The sequence below is a fragment of the Fontibacterium abundans (SeqCode) genome, assembly GCF_965235095.1.
Classification (GTDB): Bacteria; Pseudomonadota; Alphaproteobacteria; order Pelagibacterales; family Pelagibacteraceae; genus Fontibacterium; species Fontibacterium abundans.
The window spans coordinates 259,504-283,164 of sequence record NZ_OZ249405.1 but is presented as its reverse complement, the minus strand read 5'-3'; the positions used below and the strand labels follow the sequence as shown (position 1 = coordinate 283,164).

Genomic DNA, 23,661 nt, shown 5'->3' with positions numbered 1-23,661 from the left:
TTATATTATAGAAATAAATAAGTATAAATAAAAAATGATTTTTGATTATGAACCAGGTGACTATGTCATCAATCCTAAAAATAAAGAATGGGGAACTGGTCAAATACAATCTATTATTAAAAACATCGTAACTGTAAACTTTGAAAATGCTGGAAAAAAAACGATTATTGCGGACATTGTGTTGCTAGAAAAAATAAATGCTAAAAATTAATTTAAAAAAAATAGCTGAAGAGCTAATTCCAAGTTTTTATGAGGCTGGCAAAGAAAGTATTAGGCTTTCAGGTAAAAACCTTAAAATTACTATAAAAAAAGATAACACCCCCGTTACCAATGGAGATCTATTGGTAGATGAAATATTGCAAGAAACAATTTCAAACCTAACCCCAAATATTCAAATAGTTTCTGAAGAAAATGTTAATGAAATAAAAAAATTTGATAACAATAATTTCTGGCTAATTGACCCGATCGATGGAACTCGCGAATATATAAAAAACAAAAATGAATACACTTTAAACGCTGCTTTAATTCTAAATAAAAAACCTGTCCTTGGAGTAATTTATGCTCCAAAACTAAAAAGATTATTTTATTCTTTTGGTAAAAATAATGCTTATGAAATTAACAAAAATATTAAAGTAAAATTAAATTGTAAAAAATTATCCAAAGGTAATGAGATCTTGGCTTTGTCTAATAGTCCTGCACCTTCTGATATCATTTTAAATATTCATAAAAAAAACAATGTGACAAAATTTGTTAAATGCTCAAGTTCACTAAAATTTTGCCTAATAGCTGCTGGTGAGTTTGATATTTATGCAGCAAGAGCTAGAGCAAAAGAATGGGATATAGCTGCAGGTCATGCGATAGCAGAACATGCCGGAGCTATACTAACTACCTTTTCTGGAAAAAAAATTATTTATGGAAAAAAAGATTTTGCAAATCCAGCATTACTATTGAAAAGATCAAAGAATCTGATGAAATAATTATTCCCTTTTAAAGCGAATTTACGTAAAATAATATTTGATCATGAAAAAATTATTTCTAGTACTTTCAGTATTGCTATTAAATTCATGTGGAAGTTTAATTTCAGCAAGCTTAACTGAAACAATATTTAATCCAACTTCGATTGCTTCAAACCTTATTGATTATGGAATAAAGAAACATACTGGAAAAAAAATGTCTGAACATGCGCTTTCAAAAGTAACAGATAAAGATTGTGAGATTAACATTGAAAATTTAAGTAACCCTCAATCATTTTGCAAAGATAAAGAGGTCGCAGAAAGTAATATAACAGTACCCAAAATTAAAGTTGCGTCACAAAAACAAAATAACAAATCCTCTTTAGCCTCGATTGCACCAAAATTAAAAACGGTATCTGTAGAAAAATCATCACCGACTAATGAAATCTATCTGTTAACTTTAAATCAAGTTTTGCATAAAGACTTTAATTCCTTGGGAATTAAAAGAATTAATTAGTTACATTTTAAATGAAAACCGATGTAGCGCTAATAATTATTAGTTTTGCTTCTTTATTTGGGGTTATTCTCTTTTTTCTAGTTTCAAATATTCTTAAAAAAAAGATTGATGAATTAGTTTTAAGTGAAAAATTAAAAAAAAAATCTAAATCTTCTTCTCGAAAATCTTAAGTTCTTTTTTATCTAAACCTAAAACATTTTTAGAAGTAGCATAGCTAAAACCAGCTCTAGCAAGTACACCGGTATCTTTCGTATAAAAAATTTCTCTGTTTGCATCAGGACGATACGGACCTATCCTTCTTCTTCTACAAACTCTAATTGCTGCATAAAAATCAGGGTCAACATTATCTTTTTGAATATCGTTCATTGTTTTTTTTAACAAGTCTCCATCGATGCCTTTTTGAGCTAAGTTCATTCTAATTTTGTTTAATGAGTAGCCTTTTTTTAAATAATTCTTTGATTTTATTTCCGAATAAATTGTATCGTTTATAACACCCATGCTCTCAAGGTTATCAATAACCATATCTATTTCTCTTAAAATGCTTTCTTTATCTTTGTCTAAATAGTTAGTATCCAGCACTTTTCTGTATAAATAAATTCTAAGATCTTTTTTTGACGGTTGATATTTATCAAGATATTTTAGAGACAGCTCTTTAATATCTTCTCTGCTATTTATTGATTGTTTTGCAGATTTATTGAATCTCATATAATAATCGTTACTAACACATGCTTAGCACTTTAAAAGATTTTTTTACTCTTGAAATGATTTATCATTTCACAAACATTGGTGTTATTCCATTATGGATTCTTTTAGCTTTTTTACCGGGATGGAACGGGACTAAATTTTTAGTCAACAGTATACTTGTTCCTTTAATATTAGGTCTTACTTATTTTTATGTTTTTTATATTTATATAAATACTTCAGAGGGAATATTTTCTAACATCTTAGATAAAGGAAAAACATTTGAACTTTATTTGGGCATTGATCAACTTAAGAAAGTCTTGAGCGATAAAAATGTATTATTATTATTTTGGATACATTTCTTAACTACAAATCTTGTTCTTGGAGCTTGGATTGCAACAGATGCCGCTAAAAACAAAGCTCTTCAATACATAGTTTTGTTACCTTTGGTGCTTACTTATTTTGTGGGTCCTATAGGACTTGGCGTTTATTTAATTTTAAGACTTCTTGCTGCGCAAAAATTAAAATTATTTGACTAAGTCTTAGTAGCTAATAATTTATTTCAGAGTTATAAATAACTATGAAGAAAATAGATTTCTACTTTGATTTTGGAAGTCCTTATTCGTATCTCGCTCACACACAAATTAAAAAATTTGAAAAAGAAACCGGTGAAAAAGTTAATTATATGCCAACTCTTGTTGGTGGCCTTCATAAATTAGCAGGAATTACTGCACCAGCATTTATTCCTCTTAAAGCAAAATATTTAATTAAAGACTGCAAACTTTGGGCTGATAAATATAAAGTTAAATATCAATTCAATAGATATTTTCCTATTAAGTCTCTTAATCTAATGAGAGCAGCATTAGTTGCTGAGAAGGATAATTTCTTTAGATCTTTTGTTGATAAAGCTTTTAATGCCATTTGGATTGACTCTATGAACATGAATGACGAGGAAGTATTTTTAAAATTTGTAAAAGCACAAGATGTAAATGCTGATTTATTTTCATTAAAATTTAACGATCCTGTAATTAAAAATGATCTTATTAAGAGAACAAATGACTCTTTTAATAAAGGCGTATTTGGTGTTCCGACTTTTATAGTAAATGGAAAAATGTTTTGGGGACAAGACCGATTAGACTTTGTGCTAAATGAAGCAAAGAAATAATTATTTTTTTTTAACTTCAACTACTTTAAAATCAGATTTCTTTAATGCTTCAAATCCACCTTTAATATGAGCTACATTAGTAAAGCCCATATCTTTTAAAGTTTTAGCAGCCAGAGCAGATCTCATTCCTTGAGCGCAAAATAATATCTTTTTTTTGTCGACCGCAAACTCTTCCTTATAATAATGACTACTTGGATCTAACCAAAATTCTAACATGCCTCTAGGTATATGTTTTGAATTCTCAACGGTTCCTTCTCTCCATAATTCCCTAATATCTCTAATATCTATAAAAATAGTATTATCATTACATATTGCCTTGGCTTCTTCGGGGGTAAGGTTTTCAATTTCTAAACTAGCTTCTTCAACTAATTGCTTGTGTGATTTTATCTTCATTAAGATCATTTTATAAAGTATTTTCAATTTTTTAAATATAATATTAATAATGAAAGAAAAAGAATTAGCGCCTAATTTTAAAATTCCATCAAGTAACAATAAGGAATTTGAGCTTAAAAAGAATAAAAATAAGTTTTTAATAATATACTTTTATCCAAGAGATAATACTCCTGGCTGCACTAATGAAGCTAAAGATTTTTCAAAATTATATAAAGAATTTAAAAAATTAAACTGTGAAATCTTTGGAATTTCAAAGGATAGTATTGAAAGTCACAAAAAATTTATTAGTAAATTTAAAATTCCATTTCAGTTATTGTCTGATGAAAAAATTGTGGCTCTTAAAAAATATCAAGCTTGGGGTGAAAAAAGTATGTATGGTAAAAAATTTATGGGGATTAAAAGAACGACTGTTTTAATTAGTCCAAAAGGTAAAATAATTAAAATCTGGAATAATGTAAAAGTTAAAGAGCACGCAAAAGAAGTATTAAGTTGTCTTAAAGAGGCTATTTAGAAAATTCTTTTTCAGTAAATCCTAAATAAAATAAAATAGTTTTAAGGTCAGTAAATTGAATTTGATTATCAACTAATTTTTTTACTATTTGATGAGAATGATAACCTATTCCAAGTCCTGAATTCTGAAGCATTCCTAGATCATTTGCACCATCACCAACAGCAAGGGCATGTTTTAGTTTATCTAATTTTTTTTCCTTACATATCTCATTTAAATAAACTAATTTTGAATTCTGTTTTCCAGTAATCGGAATGTATTCTCCTGTAAATTTATTATTTTTTATAACAAATCTGTTACTGACTACTTTTTTAAAACCCAAAACTTTTCCAACATAAGTTGAGATTGGTTGAAAACCTCCCGTCACTAAACTTGTGTGATAACCATTCTTATTTAAAGTTTTTACTAAAATTTTTGAACCTTCGTTAAATCTGATTTTTTTTATAACTCGTTTTATAAGCTGTGTACTTTTTCCTTTTAAATAACTAACTCTAAATTTTAATGTATCTCTAAGACTAATTTTTCCATCCATTGCAAGTTTACTTAATTTATCAATATCCGCTTTTATTCCTGCAATTTTTACAAGATTGTCCAAAGTTTCATCCTTAATCATAGTTGCATCCATATCTGCTAAAAATATTTTCTTTTTTCTCCATTTTGATTTTTGAATACAAATATCAATCTTATTTTTAAAGCAAAATTGTCTAAGTCTATTTTTATTCTTTTTGCTAATATCCTCACAATAAAGATCAAGGGCTCTATCTGAGAGTATTTTATAATTGTTAGTATTTTGAATGTTTGAGAAAAAATTTATAATTTTTTTATAGTCTAATTTATTTTTAGTTACAAAAGTACAGACTAGTTCAGAAGAACTACTCATACTCTTTATCTTTAAATTGAATATATTTAGCTTGAATCACTAAAGGAATTTTCTTGATACTTTCTATAACGGAATTTTCGATCTTATTATCTGTTGAAATGATCGCAATCGCCTCTCCCCCGCTGCTTAACCTGCCTAAATGAAAAGTTGCTATATTAATTTTATTATCAGCTAAAATTTTTGATAAATCTTTTATAAACCCAGGCTTGTCCTGATTTGTTACGTATAAGTTATGCTCTGATAAATCTGCTTCAATTTTAATACCTTTAACCTCGACTATTCTAGCTCTACCACCAAAAATTGTTCCAGATACTGAACGTGATTGCTTGTCTGTAACAACAGTTAGTTTAATTAAAGACTGATAGTCATTATCTTTTTGATGTTTAACTTCTGAAATTGAAATTGATTTACTTTTAGCAACTAAAACAGAATTAATAACATTAATACTGTCTGTTGTTGGTTTTAATAAACTATAAATAATTGTTTGTGTAAGCGGAACACTATTTACATTTGCAGCCGTTCCTTCAAATTCTATCTGTATTGATTTAATAGCGTTCTCAGTTAATTGACCGGCAAAGCCGCCTAGTAAACTTGATAATTTTAGAAATGGTTTAACTGATTGGTATTCTTTTGCAGTTAAAGAAAAAGTATTCACTGCATTAGTAATAGCTCCTGTTTTTAAATAATCTGATATTTGCTCAGCAATCTGCACCGCTACTTTTTCTTGCGCTTCTGTTGTTGATGCTCCTAAATGTGGCGTAAGAATTAAGTTTTTAGTACCCAATAAAGGACTACCTTTTGGAGGCTCCTCGACAAAAACGTCTAAAGCGGCACTTGCAACATGTCCACTTTCTAAATTTTCTTTTAAAGCAGCTTCATCAACAAGACCACCTCGTGCACAATTAACAACACGGACACCTTTCTTCATTTTTTTGAATGCTTCTTTGTTAACTATATTTTTTGTTTTTTCATTAAGTGGTGTGTGCAATGTAATAAAGTCTGATCTTTTAAATAAATCATCTAAAGCAATTTTTTCCACTCCAAGCTCCAATGCTCTTTTGTCTTGTAAGAATGGATCAAATACAATCACTTTAAACTGAAGACCTAATGCACGTTGTGCAACAATTGTTCCAATGTTTCCACAGCCAATAATTCCTAAAGTCTTACCGGTAACTTCTACTCCTTTAATGGTGGATTTTTCCCATTTACCTTCGTGAGTAGTTTTGTCTGCATAAGGAATTTGTCTTGCTGTTGAAAGTATTAATGTAATTGCATGCTCTGCTGTTGTAATTGAATTTCCAAATGGAGTGTTCATCACAACTTTTCCATTACTTGTCGCAGCATCAAGATCTACGTTATCAACTCCAATTCCAGCTCTACCGATAACCTTAAGTTTCTTACAAGACTCTATTACTTCTTTAGTTGCCTTTGTTGCAGATCTTACAACTAGACCATCACAATCTTGTAATTCTTTTATTAATGATTTGACGTCAAGATCTGTCTTAGTAATAGCTTCAATTCCATTTTCTTTAAAGATGGCTAACGCTTCATTACTAAGTTTATCTGCTATTAAAACTTTATACATTTAAATTCGTTAAATAAGCCCACTTAATCCAGGGAAGTAATTTTTCAATATCGGTTGTCTCAATTGTAGCTCCACCCCAGATTCTAAAACCTGCTGGTGCAGTTCTATAAGAATTTATATCATAAGCAATATTTTCTTTTTCTAATATTTGATTGATAGTCTTTAATTTAGCTGTCTGATCTTCTTTGCTTAATTTTTTAAATTTTGGATCAGTAATTTTTAAACAAATACTAGTTGATGAAATTGTATTTTCTTTCTCCGCTAAAAAATCAATCCAGTCTTTATTTTCTTTAACAAAAAATTTAACTTCTTCTAAATTTTTCTTCGATCTTTTAATAGCTCCTTCTGAACCACCAATAGATTCAATCCATAATAACGCATCAACACAATCTTCAACGCAAAGCATTGATGGAGTGTTAATAGTTTCTCCTTCAAAAACACCCTCGATTACTTTTTTATCTTCAGCTAATCTAAAAATTTTAGGAATTGGCCAGTTAGGCTGATATGTTTTAAGTCTTTCCAAGGCTCTAGGAGACAATGCAATCATTCCATGCGCAGCTTCTCCTCCTAAAACTTTCTGCCATGACCATGTGATAACATCTAGTTTTTTCCAATCCATTGGCATTGCAAAAACCGATGATGTTGCATCACATATCGTAAGGCCTTTTCGATCATCTTTTATCCAATTAGCATCTGGAAGACATACTCCAGAGCTAGTTCCATTCCATGTAAATACAACATCGTTATTAAAATCGACTTTTGTTAAATCAGGAAGCTTTCCATAATCAGCTTTATGAACATTTAAATTTTTTATTTTTAATTGGCTAACAGCATCTTTAACCCAATCGTTACCGAAATTTTCCCAACCCAAAATATCAACTCCTGTAGCTCCAAGTAAACTCCACATAGCCATTTCAATTGCACCCGTGTCTGAACCTGCAACAATTCCAACTTTATAGTCGTTTGGAAGTTTTAATAATGATTTTGATAAAGTGATTAGTTCTTTTAATTTATCTTTAGCGATCTTAGATCGATGCGATCTTCCTAAAGTAAAAGTTGGGAGATTAACAACAGACCAACCAGGTCTTTTAGCGCAAGGACCTGATGAAAAAAAAGCTCTCTCTGGTTTTGAAGATGGTCTTTCAATTGTCATAATTAATATCTTAAACTAATAAAATAAATATCCTGTGGCTAAGTTTGCCACAGGATATTTAAAAAAACTTATTTAGGCTGCTGCTTGAACGCTTAGATTATGTTTTTGAGCTATGCCTGAAAGAAAATTCCACAAATGTTTTGCAGTTTTAAGAGATGCAGTTTCTGCTTTTGCTTGATCTTCTTTAGAAAGATTGTCTAGCAAAACCTCACATTCTTGTCTGTGATATACATCAGCTTTTTTGTGAGTTTCAAAAAATGCAAGTCCAGATTCTGAATCTACACCGTAAAACTTCTTAAGGCCTTCAATCTTAACGTCTGCGATTTCAGGGATTTGTCTTTCGTAAGTGTATAAAGAAGCAAGTCCTTCAGCGTAAGATGATCTTCCTTGTTTAAAGAAGTTATCAATCATCTCTGAAGTAAATTTTTCTAATTTTACTTTCTCGATTTCATTTTTGTCAGCTCCTAAGGCTACAGCAAATTGCTTCCATAGTTTAGGATGATCATTATGTTTATCTTCCTCATCATTTAAATTCTCAAGTAGAATTTTTCTATTAGCAATATCCTCACAAATTGAGTGAGTTGCGCTAATGTAACGAGGGAATGCTTTTACGTGATGATAATATTGTTCAGCGTAATCTTTTATAATTTCTCTACTTAACTTGCCTTCATTCCATGCTTGATAGAATGGATGTTTTAGAAGATGGAATTCATCTAATTTTGCATTTAGTTCTTTAGAAAACATGTTTTTCTCCAAATTGTTTAGTTAAATTATAGATTAATTAAATTTATATACAAACAAGTTAAGGTTGAAAAAATTCAAAAAACAAAAAAATGTTAGTAGTTTTAAATAACTTTTAATTTTAAAATATTTGAAAATTACTTGAGGACTTAAAGATTAATAACTCAGCCAGTAAAGGCTGAGTTATTAAAAACGAAATTATTTATTAAACATCTCTTTTAAAGCTTTTGCTGGCAAAAACTTAACTTTTTGAGAAGCACCAATTTGGATGCTTTCGCCAGTTCTAGGATTTCTTCCAGTTCTAGCTTTTCTTTTTGCAACTTTATACGTACCAAAACCTGCGATTTTTACAGTTTCATCATTCTTCAATGCATCAAGAATGATATCTTGTATTTTATCAAAGGTTTTTTCGGCATCACTTTTGCCCATGTTGCAAGCAGTAGCTATTTTAGCCACTAATTGTTTTTTGTTCATTGTTAACCCTTTTGATTCGTTGATATTTCAATAATGTTTAAAAAACCTAGGAAATCAACATAAATGTAGTATTTGCTCGATTTTTGAACACTACATGTTGATATGATTTATAAGGATTTTTTACTAAAGCTTTGTTTTGTATGACTTTTTAGAAAAGACCTAAGCCTTTAAGATCATTATAGGTCGAAAAAAACATTAAAGTAAAAAGTACAAACAAACCAAATTTAAAGAAGTAAGTTTGCATCTTTTTACTCAAAGGTTTGCCTCTAACAAACTCATAGAAATAAAATAATAAATGGCCACCATCTAATAATGGAATTGGGAACAAATTAATCAACCCTAAACTAATAGAAATGTAAGCCATAATAGAAAGAAACGGAATAATTCCAAGTTCAGCAACTTGTCCTGAGATTTGAGCGATCTTTATAGGTCCGCCCAACTGATCAGCCTTTTCAGTTCCAATAATCATTTTGCCGACATAACTCATAGTGGATGAAATAGTGAACCAAATTTCTTTTAAAGAATAATAAATTGCTTTTGCCGGTCCTAGCTTCTGTCTATTGATTTCATTGTTAAGAGGAATGATTTGAATTCCTATCATCTTACGACTTATATTGTTGCCTAAATTATCTTTTGTATCTTGAACAATTGATTGAACTTGAAAATCATATTCTTTCTTGTCTCTAAGAACTGCAATTTTAATTAAATTTGTGTCAGATAAACTAATAAACTGCGACACTTCCATCATACTAGTAATTTTTTGATCATTAATTCTAATTATTTGATCGCCTTTTTTAATTCCGGCTTTATCAGCTGGGCTATCTATTTTAACATCTTGTATAACTGGTACTGAAAAATCTTTTCCAAAGAACATGTAAACACAAGAAAAGATAACCAAAGCTAAAACAAAATTAGCAATCGGTCCTGCTGAAACTATAATTGCTCGTTGATATAATTTTTTTGTAGCAAGCAAATATGATTTTTCATTTTCAGAAAAAGTAGAATGCTTTTCAGGTTGGCTTGCAGGATTAGTGTCACCAAAGAATTTTACATAACCTCCCAAAGGTATAATACAAACTTTCCAACGTGTTCCATCTTTATCTGTCCAGCCAAATAGTTCTTTACCAAAACCAATTGAAAAATCTGTAACTTTGACACCGTATTTTTTTGCATAATAGTAATGACCATATTCATGCACAAAAACTACAACAGATATTAAAATTATAAATGGGATAATAATATTAATTATAGACATAATTTAAATTTAACTTAGTAATGATAAAATAACAATTGTTCCAAAACCTAAAATAATTAACCCCGAAATAATATTAGATCGTCTTATAAAAGTAGAATTGACTTTATTTTTTAAAAATCTTGCAAATTCAACTAATATTAGCCACCACGCCATTGAACCCACGAATGCCCCTACCGAAAAATTTAAAATTAAATCTGAATTAAAGTTTTTAAAAGTTAAATGCATATAAGAAAGTAAAGCTATAAATCCAATATAAGTTAATGGATTGCTTATAGTAATAATAAACCCTGAAATAATATCTTTTGGCCATTCATTATAATTAACTTTCTTATCTTCAATAGTTACAGGGCCACTAAATAACATTCTAATTGAAATAAAAATTAAGCATAATCCGCCTATAACTCTAAGTATATCTCCATTTTGTAAAAAAATATTTGAGATTGTGCTCAAACTATAAATGGCTATGAATGCGTAGAAAGCATCTGCAAAAGAAGCTCCAAGTCCAACAGCGAGTCCAGATTTAATTCCATATTGCAAAGTTTTATTAATACACATTAATGCGATAGCGCCAACAGGTAAGGCAAGACAAAATCCTGATAAAATTCCAATAAAAAAAGTTAGCATTTAATTAGTTAAAAATTCAAAAAATTAAAAACGCCACTCGTTTACTTTGTCAAAAATAAAATCTCTAAAACTTTTAATACGTGCAACATTTTTTAAAGATTGAGGATAAACAAAATGCGCTTCATATTTTGGACCATCAACATTTGGCAAAACTTTAACAAGAGTACTTTTTTCCTGAACCATATAATCTGGTAATGCTGCAAGACCCACTCCGCTTTCAACAGCAAGTAATAAAGAATAAATGTTGTTCACTCTCATTACTGACTTTCTTTTAGAAGAATCTTTTTTACCAACATTTAAAATCCAATCTGTTTGTGATAATGGTGATGGAGTTCCTTTTCCATAAACAATAAACTTATGTTTATCTAAATCTTTAACGGTATTGGGGTAACCATTTTCTTCTAAATATTTAGGTGAACCATAAATATGATAATTAATATCAATTAATTTTTTCTGAATATAACTTAGCTGAGTTGGTTGTCTCATCCAAATAGCAACGTCGGCTTCACGTGTACTCAAATCTAATTCTTTATCCGTTACGATCACTTCGACTTCCATTTCAGGATATTTATCCATGAACTCTTTAATTCTAGGTGTTAACCAAATGCTTCCAAAGCCAACAACGGTTGTAACTATTAATTTTCCAGATGGTTTTTCTTTTTTTTCCATCAAAGAAGTTTCAACCCCTTTTAAATGAATAATGACTTCATTTGCGGTTTTAAAAAGTATCTCTCCATCTTCCGTAAGCGAAAGGCCTCTAGCGTGTCTTTCAAATAAAGATGTTTTTAAAGTTTGCTCTAAAGATTGAATTTGACGACTAATTGCAGATTGACTTAAATTTAATGTGCCTGATGCTTCAGTAAAACTGCCAGCTTGAGCAACTGCGTGAAATATTTTAAGTTTATCCCAATCCATAATTATTGATTAACGTCGATAACTACTCGACCTGCAACTTCTCCTTTTAATATTTTCTCGTAAGAACTTAAAAGTTTTGACATGTTCCACACTTCTGTAATCTCATCTAATTTTTTCGTATCAATTAAGCTTGCAGCTTGTGACCAAACAAATTCTCTTCTTTTCATTGGTGTATCAACAGAATTAATTCCCCATAGTTTAACACCACGAATGATGAAAGGCATAACGGTCGTTTCTAATTTAAAACTATTAGTAAGTCCGCATGCAGCAACAATTCCATTAGGCTTAGTATGCGTTAAAGCTTTAGCTAAAACTTTGCCACCCACAGTATCAACGACACAATCCCAAAACCCTTTATCTAAAGGTCTTGTTTCACCTTCAAGTTCTGATCTATCAATGACAACACTTGCTCCTAATTTCTTTAAAAAGTCTGTCTTATCTTTCTTTCCTGTTAGGGCATGAACTTTATAACCCATCTTTGACAAAATCATCACGGCCACACTACCAACTCCGCCAGTTGCTCCCGTTACAAGTACATCATTTACTTTTTCACCTAATAATATTGTCTCTCTTGCTTGAACTGCAAAGGAACATAGTAGAGCAGTAAAGCCTGCAGTGCCAATTGCCATGGCATGTTTAGTTGAAATATCTTTTGGAGCTTTTACTAAAAAATTTGCGTCAACTTTAGCATACTGAGAATAGCCACCGTAATAAATCTCACCTACTCTCCAGCCTGTTAAAATAACTTTATCACCTGATTTAAATTTTTCGCTTTTGCTTTCTTCAACGGTCCCTGCAAAATCTATTCCTGGAATATGAGGATAATCTTTAACTAAACTTCCGCCATTCTTTAAAATCATTCCGTCTTTATAATTAAAGTCTGAATAATCAATTTTAACTAAAACATCTCCATGAATTAAAAAGCTTTTGTCTATACTTTTAACTTCTCTTGTAAATTGATCGCCAGTTTTATTTAGAACGATTGCTTTAAAATTACTCATGATTGTTTTTTTTCTTTAAAAATTTTTTTCCACAATAACCGCAAACAACTTCAGATTTTTCACCAAAATTATAATAAACAGTTGGATGCCCAATATCATCGTCTCCTCCATTGCACGATACGGATTCTATATCTGCATCAACAACGACTTGATCTAACATTTATTTCTGACCGATATAGTGTAGGAAACGATTTTGAAGATTATGACTTTCTTTAAATACACCTGTAAAATAATTTGTAACAGTAGTCGCTTCATGTTTTTTAATTCCTCGAGAAGTCATACAATGATGTACAGCATCGATACTTACGGCTGCTCCTTGTGCTTTTAAACCTTTAAATATTGTATTTGCAATTTCCATTGTTAATCTTTCTTGAGTTTGCAATCTTCTAGAATACGCCTCAACTACTCTTGCAAGTTTGCTAAGACCAACAACTTTTTCATGCGGAATATACGCTACATGAGCAATACCAATGATGGGTGCCATATGATGTTCGCAGTGACTGTAAATTGAAATATTTTTCTGAATAACCATATCATCGTACCCCTCAACATCACCGAATGTTTTTTCTAAATCTTTATAAGGATCTATTAAATAGCCTGAAAAATATTCTTCAAAAGCTTTAACTACTCGTTTTGGCGTATCAATCAAACCCTCTCTTTTAGGATTCTCCCCTGCCCAAGCTAGCAAAACTTTAATAGCCTCTTCAGCCTGTTGTCTGGTAACAGTTTTTTCTAACTTCCTTTTTATTAAATCAGTAACGTTCATTAAAAGTGATTATATTTTTTGTTAGGTTATAATATACTAAACGCTTAGAACAAATTAATTTTCATAAATGTTTAAAAAAAGAACCTCAATTAAGCAAGTAGAAGAAGGCAAGTATTTAAGCCCTAAATTCAACAAGGATGGCTTAATACCAGTGATCACTACTGATTATAAAACTAAAGAAGTTCTTATGCACGGATTTATGAACAAACTTGCATTACAAAAAACAATTGAAACTGGTGAAGCTTTCTATTGGAGCAGATCAAGAAAAGCTTTATGGCATAAAGGTGCGACGAGTGGCTTTGTTCAAAAAGTAAAAGATATTAGAATTGATGACGATCAAGATGCGGTGTGGATTACTGTAGACATTGGACAAGGTGCAAGTTGTCATGTAGGTTATAGATCTTGTTTTTATAGATCGGTACCCACTAAAACTAAAAAGAATATTAAATTAAAATTTAAAGAGAAAAGAAAAAAATTTAATCCGAATATTGTTTATAAAGGACAACCTAATCCAACAAAACTATAATGACAAATAATGTAAATGTCTTGGCTCCGTTCGGTCCAAGAATTGCAAGATTAAAAATTCCAAAAAATCTCATTAATAAAATGAATAAAGAGATTGATAGAATTGCAGATAGTCAAAATCTTTCAAAAAAATTTGATTATAGTAAAGAATTAGTCGGACAGGTAAGTCAAGAACTACAGCTTCCAAAAATTTTTGTTAACAAATACTTAAAAAGTTTTTTATTCAAAATTACTAAAAGCTATATTGAAAAATCTACTAACAAAAAAATTACTAAATTTAAAATTAATAATGTTTGGGTAGTTCGACAATTTGAAAATGAATATAACCCCATTCATTATCATGATGGACACATTTCAGGTGTTGGTTATTTAAAAATTCCAAAATCTTTAAATGAAGATACAAGATCTCATAAGCACAATCTTAAAACCCATGGTACAATTGATTTCATTCATGGCTCAAGAGCCTTTTTAAATAAAAGTATTTATAATCATCAACCAAAAGTAGCTGATATGATTTTATTTCCAAATTATTTAATGCACACTGCTTATCCTTTTCAATCTGGTGAGGAACGAAGATCATTCTCGTTTAATGCTGAAATTGATCAAAAAATAGCAAATGTGTTTAAGCATGAATAAAATTCCAAAACAAAAAAATGTCCTTGGTGAAGATATTGAGCCTTGTTCAATGAATCCGGTGACTGGTTGGTTTCGTGACGGTTCATGCAACACAGATAAAACGGATGTAGGTGTGCACTGTGTCTGCGCAAAAGTGAATGGTGACTTTCTAAATTGGTGCAAAGAAAACGGTAATGATTTAATTACACCTCATCCTGAGTTTGGATTTGAAGGATTAAAAGATGGAGACAATTGGTGTGTTTGCGCAAGTTGGGTAAAACGCGCAATTGATGCTGGTCATGGATGTAAGATTTATATTCGCAGAACTCATATGAAGACTTTAGAAATCATACCTATGGAGACTCTAAAGAAATTTGCTGTGGATATCTCGTAATTCGACTTTCCAATGTTCACGTTTTGATTCCCTTTTGATTCCATTTTGAATCAAATTTTCTACTTTTAAGGGTGTATGTGGATATTTATTAAAACTTACTTAATAACTCTTATTCCATCTTTACTAAAGAATACTTTTAAAACTTTTTGAGCGATGTGCTTAGCATTTAGGCCTGCAACGTCGTACATTCTCTCTGGTGTATCTTGGTCAATGAATACATCGGGAAGTATCATTGATCTAAATTTAAGTCCTTTATCAAAGATTCCATTTTCAGCTAATAAATTTGCAACGTGTGAACCAAATCCACCAATAGAACCTTCTTCAATAGTGATTAGAACTTCATGATTTTCTGCAGATTTTAAAATTAACTGTTTGTCTAATGGTTTTGCAAATCTTGCATCAATAATCGTAGTCGAGATTCCTTTATTCTTTAATTCGCTAGCTGCAATTTTACACTCTTCAAGACGTGTTCCTAAACTTAATAGACAAACTTGTTTTCCTTCTTGAATAATTCTTGCTTTTCCAATTTCAATTGTTTCTTTAATACTTGGAAGTTCAACACCATAACCATTTCCTCTTGGATATCTAAATGCAGAGGGTCTATCGTTAATAGTAACTGCAGTATTAATCATTCGAACAAGTTCCGCTTCATCACTTGGTGCCATAACTACAAAGTTTGGCAGTGTTGCAAGATAAGTAATATCAAATGAACCTGCATGAGTTGGTCCATCTGCACCAACTAACCCTGCTCGATCAATTGCAAATCGAACTGGCAGATTTTGAATAGCAACATCGTGCACTACTTGATCGTAAGCTCTTTGTAAAAATGTTGAATAGATCGTTGCAAAAGGTTTATACCCTTCTGTTGCAAGTCCCGCTGCAAATGTAACAGCATGTTGTTCTGCAATTCCAACATCGAAGGTACGTTTTGGGAATTTTTTTGCAAATATATCAACGCCTGTTCCTGATGGCATTGCTCCTGTGATTACAACAATTTTACTATCTAGCTCACCATGTTTAGCAAGTGTATCACCATAAACTTTTGTAAATGCTGGAGTGTTAACCGTTGATTTTACTTGTGCCCCTGTAACAACATCAAATTTAGTAACACCATGATATTTATCATCTGAATTTTCAGCTGGTGTATAACCTTTTCCTTTTTGAGTAATGGCATGAACTAAAAAAGGTCCTTTATGACTTGAGTCTCTGACATTTTTTAATACTGGAATTAGCTGATCAAAATCATGTCCATCAATAGTGCCTACATAGTAAAAACCTAATTCATCAAATAAAGTTCCGCCAACAGCAAGGCCTCTAAAGTATTCTTCAAATCTTGCAGCTCTAGTTTTGATTGATCTTGGAAATAATGAAGCAACTTTTTTTAAAAATCCTCTAAATCCTATATAAGTTTTTCCTGATAATAATTTTGCAAGATACGATCTCATTGCACCAACGGGTGGAGCAATAGACATGTCGTTGTCATTTAGAATAACAATTAATCTTGATTTCATAGAACCTGCATTATTCATGGCCTCATAAGCCATCCCTGCACTCATCGCTCCATCACCAATAACAGCAATTACATTATTATTTCTATCATCTAGATCTCTTGCAACTGCCATTCCTAATGATGCTGATATTGAAGTAGAGCTATGAGCTGTACCAAATGGATCATAAATACTTTCTGATCTTTTAGTAAATCCTGACAGTCCACCTCCTTTTCTTAAAGTTCTAATTCTATCTCTTCGTTCTGTTAAAATTTTATGAGGATAAGCTTGGTGGCCAACATCCCAAACTAATCTGTCTTTTGGAGTGTCAAAAAGATAATGAATTGCAATAGTTAACTCGACAACACCAAGTCCAGCACCGAGATGTCCTCCTGTAACTGAAACTGCATCTATTAGTTCTTCTCTAAGTTCTTTAGCTAGTGTTTTTAATTCTGATACTTGTAATTTTTTTAAATCTTGAGGATTCTTAATCTTATCAAGTAATGGTGTATTTGGCATTAGTGGTCTCTTCTTAATAAAAAGTTTACAGAATCTATCAAGCTATCCGCCCTTGTTCCATATCTATTTTTTAATTTTTCAGTAATACCGTCTGCTAACTGGTAAGAAAATTCAATGGCTTTATTAACTCCAAGATTTTTAATGATTGTAGCTTTACCTTTTTTCTTATCTGCTCTTGTGGGTTTGCCAATTTTTTTCGTATCTCCAAATACATCTAAAAGGTCATCAGTAATTTGAAATAACAAGCCAATATCAAGACCTATTTTTTTTAAAAATTTTCTCTCTGTTTCTTTGCCTGCCAAAATAGCAACACTCTCTAAACAAAAACTAGTCAACTCACCTGTTTTTTTGTTTTGCATATCCACTATTGAATCTTTGCTAACTTTTAATTTTTCAAATTTTAGATCTAAAAATTGTCCTCCTGCAATTCCAGTATAACCAGATGAAGATGCCAATGCATAAACTAAATCAGATTTTGATTTTGGATTTGAAATTATTTTATTAGAAGTTAAAATTTCAAAAGCTAAAGTTAATAAAGAATTACCCGCAAGTATTGCTGTAGATTCTCCAAAAACTTTATGTGTGCTTTTCTTTCCTCTTCTAAAATCATCGTCATCCATACTTGGTAAATCATCATGAATTAGTGAATAAGAATGGATACACTCAACTACCGCACTAATAGTAATTAATTTTCTATAATCTAAATTAAATAATTTTCCTGAAGAAATAATTAAATAAGATCTAAATTTTTTTCCTCCTGAGAATAAACCATATTTCATGGCTTCAAAGAGTTTGTTATTTTGCTGATTTTGCTTTAGAAAGTTTTTTAAAAAAATATCAACGTCTTTAGCAACTTTAGTTATTCTTCTCTCAGTATCTTTCATACTTAAGAATTTTTATTAAATTCTTTAGTTGAAAATTTACCATCTTTATCAATAGTGATTTGCTCTACTTTTAAAGTGGCTTCTTTTAATTTAGTTTCACAGTGATTTTTAAGATGAACGCCGCGAGTGTACTCTTGGATGGACTCTTCTAAATTAATAGAACCGTCTTCTAACTTGCTAACAATATCTTCTAACTGCTCCAACGCTTCTTCAAAAGACAGCTTTGTAATATCTGGAGAAATATTAGATTTTTTCATATAAGTATTATTTTTAAGAATTACTCTTTTATATTAAATAATTAATGAAAAATATCTATTCAAATATTTATAAACCTACAAACAATAATCTAAGCAAAGTCAAGGTTGCCATAGAAATAGGAGACGTAGTTGCGATCCCAACAGAGACTGTATATGGCCTTGCTGCAAATGCTTATAATACCAAGGCTGTAAAAAAGATTTTTTCTTTAAAAAAACGCCCAATTAATAATCCTTTAATCATTCACTTTAAAAATATTGAACAGATAAAAAAAGAGGCGGTTATTAACAAAAATTTTCTGAGACTTGTTAAAAAATTTTCACCTGGTCCTTTAACTTATGTTTTAAAAAAAAGAAGTAGTTCTAAAATATCAAAGCTTGCAAACAAGGGTCTTGCTACAATTGCGGTAAGAATTCCAAGTGAAAAAAATACAATTAAATTATTAAATATTCTGAAATGTCCACTTGCTGCACCGAGCGCCAATAGATCAAAATCTTTAAGTCCAACAACGGCAAAACATGTTGCTGAAGAATTTGGTAGTAGAATTGGAATGATTATTGATGGTGGCGCTTGCAAAATTGGAATTGAGTCAACGGTTATAGATTTAACAACTAAACCAAAAATATTAAGGGAAGGAGGACTTTCTTCTGAAATTATTGGTAAATTTTTAAAAATAAAATTATCTGAGAACCAAAATAAAATTATTAAATCTCCAGGTCAAATTGGTCTTCATTATTCTCCTGGTATGCCTATTTATATGAACAGAGAAAAGGCTACTGAAAATGGAGCTTTAATAACATTTGGTAACAAAAATTATGGTAATCAGAATGCTTTTAACTTAAGTACTGGGGGAAATTTAAAAGAAGCTGCTAAAAATTTCTTTAATACTTTAAGAATTATTAAAAATAAAAAATTTAAATCCATTAGCGTTAATAAAATTCCTAATAAAGATTTGGGCAAAGCAATTAATGAGAGATTAAAAAGAGCTGCATACTATGAGTGAAAATATAATTGAAGTTAGGAACTTATCAAAGAAATTTAGAAATCATCACGCGGTTAAAAATGTTTCCTTTGATCTAAAGCGAGGAGAGATAAAAGGTATCTTAGGAGCAAACGGCGCCGGCAAAACTACAACGATCACAATGTTGTTAGGCTTACTAACACCAACATCAGGAAGTATTAAAATATTATCAACGGATATTTCAAAAGACAGATATAAGATTTTAAATAAAATTAACTTCTCATCTCCTTACGTTGATTTACCAAAAAAATTAACAGTTAGACAAAATCTGTACGTATATGGAATGCTATATGGAATTAAAAATATAAATCAAAAAATTAAAGACGTTGCCAAAGAATTAGATTTTACTGGCTTGCTTGACATTAAAGTTGGAGAATTATCTTCCGGTCAAAAAACAAGAGTATCCTTAGGTAAAGCAGTAATTAATGACCCCGAGATACTATTTCTTGATGAACCCACCGCTTCACTTGATCCAGATACTGCTGATCGAGTTAGAACCTTTTTTGAAAAATTTTGTAAAACTCATAATACAGCAATCATATTAGCAAGTCACAACATGGAAGAGGTTACTAGGCTTTGTAGCTCTGTAATTATGATGAAAGATGGAAGAATTACTGACCAAGGGACTCCTAACAGTCTATTAAAAAAATATGGAAAGAAAAAATTAGAAGACGTCTTTCTTAAAATTGCAAGGGACAAGAATAATTAATGAAATCTTTAGTTAGAATTTTTGCACTGGTCGTTAGATATTTTTATTTAATTAAAACTTCTTTTCCTAGAATTTTAGAACTGATGTATTGGCCAACATTTCAAATGATTTTATGGGGCTTAATTTCAAAACATTTAACAAACTCTAATGACACAATTATTCAAATTGGTGGAGTTTTAATTGCAGGTGTTTTGTTATGGGATATTTTATTTAGAAGCCAATTAGGTTTTTCTATTTCATTTTTGGAAGAGATTTGGTCTAGAAACTTAGGGCAATTATTTGTCAGCCCACTTAGACCATTGGAGTTAGTTTTGTCATTAATGACCATAAGTTTTATAAGAACGACAATTGCAATGATTCCTGCTGCTCTTCTCGCTATACCCCTTTATTCTTTTTCATTATTTCAAATGGGACTTAGTCTTATGTTTTTCTTTACAAGTTTACTAATGACAGGGTGGATACTTGGAATATTTATTATAGCAGCAATTATTCGTTTTGGTGTTGCGGCGGAAAGTTTAGCGTGGGGAGCTATTTTTACTTTAGCTCCATTAAGTGCAGTTTATTATCCCGTTGAGACACTGCCAGAATGGATTAGATGGCTTTCATTATCATTTCCACAAACCTATGTATTTGAGGGAATGCGTGAAGTCTTATTTAGTAATAATTTTAATAGTAACTATTTTATAAAATCAATTATCTTAAATATAATTTATGCAATAATTGCTGTTATCGTTTTTTTAGTATCTTTCGAGGGAGCTAGAAAACGAGGCGGTCTTATTAACACTGGTGAATAAATTAATTATTAATCTAAATTTTTTATAATTTCTTCGACCATTTTTTTAGCATCGGCAAATAACATAAGAGTATTATCTCTATAAAATAATTCATTATCAACTCCAGCGTAGCCTGCCGCCATTCCTCTTTTTACAAATAATACAGACTTTGATTTTTCAACATCAAGAATTGGCATACCAAAAATTGGGCTCTTAGGATCAGTTTTAGCTGCAGGGTTAGTTACATCATTTGCACCAATGACAAATGAAACGTCTGTATTTGAAAAATCATTATTAATATTTTCAAGTTCAAATACTTCATCGTATGGCACGTTAGCTTCCGCCAATAAAACATTCATATGTCCTGGCATTCTTCCTGCTACCGGGTGAATTGCATAGGAAACTTTAACACCTAATTTTTTTAATTTATCACCCATTTCACGAAGCGCATGCTGTGCTTGTGCTACTGCCATTCCGTAACCTGGAACAATAATAACTGAAGATGCATTCTTCATCAAAAAAGCAGCATCATCAGCGCCTCCTTGTTTAACTGGTTTGGCATTTTTTTGAACAGTTGTAGATGACGTATCGCCACCAAATCCACCAAGAATTACATTAAATAATGAACGGTTCATCCCTTTGCACATAATATAAGAAAGAATGGCCCCTGAAGATCCAACTAAAGCTCCTGTAATAATAAGAGCAATATTTTCTAAGGTAAAACCAATTCCAGCAGCAGCCCAACCGGAATAAGAATTTAACATGGAAACCACAACAGGCATATCTGCTCCTCCAATTGGAATAATAATTAAAAAACCAATTAGAATTGAAATAATTATAATGGCCCAAAATAAATTTTCAGATTGTAATTTTGTAAAATAAAATATTAAAAATATTATTAATAACCCTATTAATAAGTTTATAAAATGCTGACCTTTAAATGTTATAGGACTTCCAGACATTAATCCTTGGAGCTTTAAAAATGCAATACAAGAACCAGAGAATGTAATAGCTCCAATTGCAACTCCTAATGACATTTCGATTAAAGATAAAACTTTGATATTTCCAACTTGGCCTATTCCAAATGAAGATGGATTATAAAATGCTACTATCCCTACAAGTACTGCTGAAAGACCAACTAAACTATGAAAGCCAGCGACTAGTTGTGGCATTGCTGTCATTGATACTCTAAATGCAATCAATCCTCCTATCAATCCTCCTATAATGATTGGAATTAAAATATAAAAAATATTTTCTTTAATTTGCTGAATGTCCCCGAGAGATAAAAGAGTAACAACTATAGCAAGTGACATTCCTAGAATTCCAAAAAAGTTTCCTGTTCTTGAAGTTTCTGGAGAAGAAAGTCCTCTTAAGGCCATAATAAACAATATGCCAGTTACTAAATACAATGTTGCTGTAATATTTGCTGAAATCATTTCTTTTTATTTTTTTTATACATTTTCAGCATTCTTTGGGTAACTAAGAAGCCACCAAAAATATTTACTGAGGCAAGTAAAATTCCAAGAATTCCTGGAAACTTTCCAAAAAAGCCTTGTGTGATTGGAGATAAACCTACGGCAACTAAAGCTCCAACTATAATTACTGATGAAATTGCATTGGTCACTGACATTAAGGGAGTATGTAACGCTGGAGTTACGCTCCAAACTACATAATAGCCTACAAAAATAGATAAAATAAAAATCGCAAATCTAAAAATAATTGGATCAATTTCCATTAGCTAATCTCCTTATTAATATAAACTGCTTTAATAATTTCATCATTTTCATCTATCTTTAATTTTTTTTCAACTTTGTCATAAATTATTTCTAAAAAATTTAAAACATTTTTTGCAAATAAAATTGATGCGCTTTCTGAAATTCTACTTGGAAAATTTTTATGTCCTATAATTTTTACTCCATTTATAACTACGATTTTCCCAGGCTCAGAGAAAGCTGAATTACCACCTTGCTCTACAGCTAAATCACAAATAATAGAGCCACTCTTCATTGATTTAACCATTTCCTCTGTAACAATTCTTGGAGCTTTCTTGCCTGGAATTAATGCAGTGCAAATAACAATATCTTGATTTTTAATTGTATTTTTTAGCAATTCTTCCTGTTTCTTTTTGTCTTCTTCATCTAACTCTTTTGCATAACCGCCACTTGTCTCTAAATTTTTTGAACTTTCAGCAAAAACAAACTTTCCACCTAAGCTCTCAACTTGTTCTTTTGAAGCAAGCCTAACATCTGTTGCTGACACAACGCCTCCTAATCTTTTTGCAGTAGCAATAGCTTGTAGTCCAGCAACTCCTGCGCCTATTATAAAGAATTTTGCAGGTGTTATTGTTCCAGCGGCTGTCATCATCATTGGAACTGCTTTGTTATATTCGTAAACGGAATCTACTACCGCTTTGTAGCCAGCTAAATTTGCTTGGGACGACAGAATATCCATAGACTGGGCTCTAGTTATTCTTGGAAGTAATTCTAAAGAAAATATTTTTATATTTCTTTTTAGAAGTTTATTAATTCTATCTTTATTTAGGTAAGGAAAAAAACTACCGATTAATACCGCGCCTTCTTTTATTAGTAAAATTTCAGAATCGCTTGGACAATTAATTTTAACGATGATGTCTGAAGTTTTGTAGATTTCTTCTTTGTTTAAGATTTTGGCTCCTAGTTTTTGTAATTCATTATCATCAATATTAGAATTTTTTCCAAAATCTTTTTCAAGCTGTACTGAAAAACCACTAGTAATATATTTTTTAATTGTATCCGGCGAAATTGCTATTCTTTTTTCGTTTATGTCGCTATCAACTACAGATCCTAATATCATCTTAATTAACTTATAATAAATTAACAAAATCTTCTA

The 23,661-nt window shown here is 30.8% G+C and carries 32 protein-coding genes; 13 read left to right on the top strand and 19 right to left on the bottom strand.

Translation table 11 applies throughout. The features are described 5' to 3' along the window. Nucleotides 1-34: 34 nt before the first annotated feature. Genes AC8GER_RS01610 through AC8GER_RS01595 form a run of 4 tightly spaced genes read left to right on the top strand, consistent with a single transcriptional unit; the run spans nucleotide 35 to nucleotide 1,640 of the window. Nucleotides 35-211, top strand: a complete 177-nt coding sequence (locus AC8GER_RS01610) for a DUF3553 domain-containing protein (RefSeq protein ID WP_506598222.1) — start codon at nucleotides 35-37, stop codon at nucleotides 209-211. After that, nucleotides 198-977, top strand: coding sequence for a 3'(2'),5'-bisphosphate nucleotidase CysQ family protein (locus AC8GER_RS01605; RefSeq protein WP_506598221.1), 780 nt, complete (start codon nucleotides 198-200; stop codon nucleotides 975-977). The genes AC8GER_RS01610 and AC8GER_RS01605 overlap by 14 nt, the downstream gene beginning before the upstream one ends. Nucleotides 978-1,020: 43 nt before the next feature. Next, a complete protein-coding gene (locus tag AC8GER_RS01600; RefSeq protein WP_506598220.1) occupies nucleotides 1,021-1,470 on the top strand; it encodes a hypothetical protein in 450 nt (149 codons plus the stop codon). 11 nt (nucleotides 1,471-1,481) lie between these two features. Continuing rightward, nucleotides 1,482-1,640 (top strand): hypothetical protein, encoded by a 159-nt coding sequence (locus tag AC8GER_RS01595; RefSeq protein WP_506598219.1) that lies wholly within the window; start codon nucleotides 1,482-1,484, stop codon nucleotides 1,638-1,640. On the opposite strand, the gene AC8GER_RS01590 is transcribed toward AC8GER_RS01595, so the two are convergent. Beyond that, nucleotides 1,615-2,175, bottom strand: coding sequence for a regulatory protein RecX (locus AC8GER_RS01590; RefSeq protein ID WP_506598218.1), 561 nt, complete (start codon nucleotides 2,173-2,175; stop codon nucleotides 1,615-1,617). The genes AC8GER_RS01595 and AC8GER_RS01590 overlap by 26 nt on opposite strands. Before the next feature lie 20 nt (nucleotides 2,176-2,195). Between AC8GER_RS01590 and AC8GER_RS01585 the strand changes: the two genes are divergently transcribed. Beyond that, complete coding sequence (locus tag AC8GER_RS01585) at nucleotides 2,196-2,690, top strand: ABA4-like family protein (RefSeq protein WP_506598217.1); 495 nt, start codon at nucleotides 2,196-2,198, stop codon at nucleotides 2,688-2,690. Between the two features lie 41 nt (nucleotides 2,691-2,731). Then, on the top strand, nucleotides 2,732-3,316 hold the full coding sequence (locus AC8GER_RS01580) for a 2-hydroxychromene-2-carboxylate isomerase (RefSeq protein ID WP_506598216.1): 585 nt from the start codon (nucleotides 2,732-2,734) through the stop codon (nucleotides 3,314-3,316). On the opposite strand, the gene AC8GER_RS01575 is transcribed toward AC8GER_RS01580, so the two are convergent. Beyond that, the gene (locus AC8GER_RS01575; protein WP_506598215.1) at nucleotides 3,317-3,709 is read right to left on the bottom strand and encodes a rhodanese-like domain-containing protein; all 393 of its coding nucleotides are present in this window, start codon (nucleotides 3,707-3,709) and stop codon (nucleotides 3,317-3,319) included. It lies immediately after the preceding gene. A gap of 49 nt (nucleotides 3,710-3,758) precedes the next feature. Between AC8GER_RS01575 and AC8GER_RS01570 the strand changes: the two genes are divergently transcribed. Further along, the gene (locus AC8GER_RS01570) at nucleotides 3,759-4,220 is read left to right on the top strand and encodes a peroxiredoxin (RefSeq protein WP_506598214.1); all 462 of its coding nucleotides are present in this window, start codon (nucleotides 3,759-3,761) and stop codon (nucleotides 4,218-4,220) included. Here AC8GER_RS01570 and serB read toward each other — a convergent pair. From serB to folE, 11 genes are all read right to left on the bottom strand, one after another. Then, nucleotides 4,213-5,097 (bottom strand): phosphoserine phosphatase SerB, encoded by an 885-nt coding sequence (gene serB / locus AC8GER_RS01565; protein WP_506598213.1) that lies wholly within the window; start codon nucleotides 5,095-5,097, stop codon nucleotides 4,213-4,215. The genes AC8GER_RS01570 and serB overlap by 8 nt on opposite strands. Beyond that, complete coding sequence (gene serA, locus AC8GER_RS01560) at nucleotides 5,090-6,682, bottom strand: phosphoglycerate dehydrogenase (RefSeq protein ID WP_506598212.1); 1,593 nt, start codon at nucleotides 6,680-6,682, stop codon at nucleotides 5,090-5,092. The genes serB and serA overlap by 8 nt, the downstream gene beginning before the upstream one ends. Then, nucleotides 6,675-7,835: a phosphoserine transaminase gene (locus AC8GER_RS01555; protein ID WP_506598211.1), complete on the bottom strand. Its 1,161-nt coding sequence runs from the start codon at nucleotides 7,833-7,835 to the stop codon at nucleotides 6,675-6,677. The genes serA and AC8GER_RS01555 overlap by 8 nt, the downstream gene beginning before the upstream one ends. Before the next feature lie 72 nt (nucleotides 7,836-7,907). Then, complete coding sequence (locus tag AC8GER_RS01550; RefSeq protein ID WP_506598210.1) at nucleotides 7,908-8,579, bottom strand: CADD family putative folate metabolism protein; 672 nt, start codon at nucleotides 8,577-8,579, stop codon at nucleotides 7,908-7,910. Between the two features lie 195 nt (nucleotides 8,580-8,774). Continuing rightward, nucleotides 8,775-9,050, bottom strand: a complete 276-nt coding sequence (locus AC8GER_RS01545) for an HU family DNA-binding protein (protein ID WP_017943847.1) — start codon at nucleotides 9,048-9,050, stop codon at nucleotides 8,775-8,777. Nucleotides 9,051-9,198: 148 nt separating this feature from the next. Next, nucleotides 9,199-10,305 carry an RIP metalloprotease RseP gene (rseP, locus tag AC8GER_RS01540; RefSeq protein WP_506598209.1) on the bottom strand — a complete coding sequence of 369 codons (1,107 nt, stop codon included), beginning with the start codon at nucleotides 10,303-10,305 and terminating at the stop codon, nucleotides 9,199-9,201. Between the two features lie 9 nt (nucleotides 10,306-10,314). Then, nucleotides 10,315-10,929 (bottom strand): LysE family translocator, encoded by a 615-nt coding sequence (locus tag AC8GER_RS01535; protein WP_506598208.1) that lies wholly within the window; start codon nucleotides 10,927-10,929, stop codon nucleotides 10,315-10,317. A gap of 24 nt (nucleotides 10,930-10,953) precedes the next feature. Further along, complete coding sequence (locus AC8GER_RS01530; RefSeq protein WP_506598207.1) at nucleotides 10,954-11,844, bottom strand: LysR family transcriptional regulator; 891 nt, start codon at nucleotides 11,842-11,844, stop codon at nucleotides 10,954-10,956. Nucleotides 11,845-11,846: 2 nt separating this feature from the next. Then, entirely contained in the window at nucleotides 11,847-12,845 is a 999-nt protein-coding gene (locus tag AC8GER_RS01525) for an MDR family oxidoreductase (protein ID WP_506598206.1), read from the bottom strand. Continuing rightward, nucleotides 12,838-13,005, bottom strand: coding sequence for a zinc-finger domain-containing protein (locus AC8GER_RS01520; RefSeq protein ID WP_017970265.1), 168 nt, complete (start codon nucleotides 13,003-13,005; stop codon nucleotides 12,838-12,840). Before AC8GER_RS01520 ends, AC8GER_RS01525 begins: the two co-directional genes overlap by 8 nt. Then, nucleotides 13,006-13,611: a GTP cyclohydrolase I FolE gene (gene folE / locus AC8GER_RS01515; protein WP_506598205.1), complete on the bottom strand. Its 606-nt coding sequence runs from the start codon at nucleotides 13,609-13,611 to the stop codon at nucleotides 13,006-13,008. It abuts the gene before it with no gap. Nucleotides 13,612-13,678: 67 nt separating this feature from the next. Between folE and hisI the strand changes: the two genes are divergently transcribed. From hisI to AC8GER_RS01500, 3 genes are read left to right on the top strand one after another with little or no spacing between them, the layout of a single operon-like run. Beyond that, a complete protein-coding gene (gene hisI, locus AC8GER_RS01510) occupies nucleotides 13,679-14,137 on the top strand; it encodes a phosphoribosyl-AMP cyclohydrolase (RefSeq protein ID WP_017970263.1) in 459 nt (152 codons plus the stop codon). After that, on the top strand, nucleotides 14,137-14,772 hold the full coding sequence (locus AC8GER_RS01505) for a putative 2OG-Fe(II) oxygenase (protein ID WP_506598204.1): 636 nt from the start codon (nucleotides 14,137-14,139) through the stop codon (nucleotides 14,770-14,772). Before hisI ends, AC8GER_RS01505 begins: the two co-directional genes overlap by 1 nt. Next, nucleotides 14,765-15,145 (top strand): DUF2237 family protein, encoded by a 381-nt coding sequence (locus tag AC8GER_RS01500; protein WP_506598203.1) that lies wholly within the window; start codon nucleotides 14,765-14,767, stop codon nucleotides 15,143-15,145. Before AC8GER_RS01505 ends, AC8GER_RS01500 begins: the two co-directional genes overlap by 8 nt. A 95-nt stretch (nucleotides 15,146-15,240) precedes the next feature. Here the strand turns inward: AC8GER_RS01500 and dxs are convergent, their stop codons facing one another. Genes dxs through AC8GER_RS01485 form a run of 3 tightly spaced genes read right to left on the bottom strand, consistent with a single transcriptional unit; the run spans nucleotide 15,241 to nucleotide 18,292 of the window. Next, on the bottom strand, nucleotides 15,241-17,151 hold the full coding sequence (gene dxs / locus AC8GER_RS01495) for a 1-deoxy-D-xylulose-5-phosphate synthase (protein ID WP_506598202.1): 1,911 nt from the start codon (nucleotides 17,149-17,151) through the stop codon (nucleotides 15,241-15,243). After that, nucleotides 17,151-18,035, bottom strand: coding sequence for a polyprenyl synthetase family protein (locus AC8GER_RS01490; RefSeq protein WP_506598201.1), 885 nt, complete (start codon nucleotides 18,033-18,035; stop codon nucleotides 17,151-17,153). Before AC8GER_RS01490 ends, dxs begins: the two co-directional genes overlap by 1 nt. A 2-nt stretch (nucleotides 18,036-18,037) precedes the next feature. Next, the gene (locus AC8GER_RS01485; protein WP_506598200.1) at nucleotides 18,038-18,292 is read right to left on the bottom strand and encodes an exodeoxyribonuclease VII small subunit; all 255 of its coding nucleotides are present in this window, start codon (nucleotides 18,290-18,292) and stop codon (nucleotides 18,038-18,040) included. Between the two features lie 44 nt (nucleotides 18,293-18,336). Here AC8GER_RS01485 and AC8GER_RS01480 point away from each other — a divergent pair, with 44 nt between their 5' ends. Genes AC8GER_RS01480 through AC8GER_RS01470 form a run of 3 tightly spaced genes read left to right on the top strand, consistent with a single transcriptional unit; the run spans nucleotide 18,337 to nucleotide 20,814 of the window. Then, nucleotides 18,337-19,293, top strand: coding sequence for an L-threonylcarbamoyladenylate synthase (locus AC8GER_RS01480; RefSeq protein ID WP_506598199.1), 957 nt, complete (start codon nucleotides 18,337-18,339; stop codon nucleotides 19,291-19,293). After that, entirely contained in the window at nucleotides 19,286-20,020 is a 735-nt protein-coding gene (locus AC8GER_RS01475; RefSeq protein ID WP_506598198.1) for an ABC transporter ATP-binding protein, read from the top strand. The genes AC8GER_RS01480 and AC8GER_RS01475 overlap by 8 nt, the downstream gene beginning before the upstream one ends. Next, complete coding sequence (locus AC8GER_RS01470; RefSeq protein ID WP_029167509.1) at nucleotides 20,020-20,814, top strand: ABC transporter permease; 795 nt, start codon at nucleotides 20,020-20,022, stop codon at nucleotides 20,812-20,814. The genes AC8GER_RS01475 and AC8GER_RS01470 overlap by 1 nt, the downstream gene beginning before the upstream one ends. Nucleotides 20,815-20,822: 8 nt before the next feature. Here AC8GER_RS01470 and AC8GER_RS01465 read toward each other — a convergent pair whose 3' ends face one another. From AC8GER_RS01465 to AC8GER_RS01455, 3 genes are read right to left on the bottom strand one after another with little or no spacing between them, the layout of a single operon-like run. Further along, nucleotides 20,823-22,226, bottom strand: a complete 1,404-nt coding sequence (locus AC8GER_RS01465; protein WP_506598492.1) for an NAD(P)(+) transhydrogenase (Re/Si-specific) subunit beta — start codon at nucleotides 22,224-22,226, stop codon at nucleotides 20,823-20,825. After that, on the bottom strand, nucleotides 22,226-22,528 hold the full coding sequence (locus tag AC8GER_RS01460) for a proton-translocating transhydrogenase family protein (RefSeq protein WP_017969508.1): 303 nt from the start codon (nucleotides 22,526-22,528) through the stop codon (nucleotides 22,226-22,228). Before AC8GER_RS01460 ends, AC8GER_RS01465 begins: the two co-directional genes overlap by 1 nt. After that, a complete protein-coding gene (locus AC8GER_RS01455) occupies nucleotides 22,528-23,625 on the bottom strand; it encodes a Re/Si-specific NAD(P)(+) transhydrogenase subunit alpha (protein WP_506598197.1) in 1,098 nt (365 codons plus the stop codon). Before AC8GER_RS01455 ends, AC8GER_RS01460 begins: the two co-directional genes overlap by 1 nt. Nucleotides 23,626-23,661: the final 36 nt, after the last annotated feature.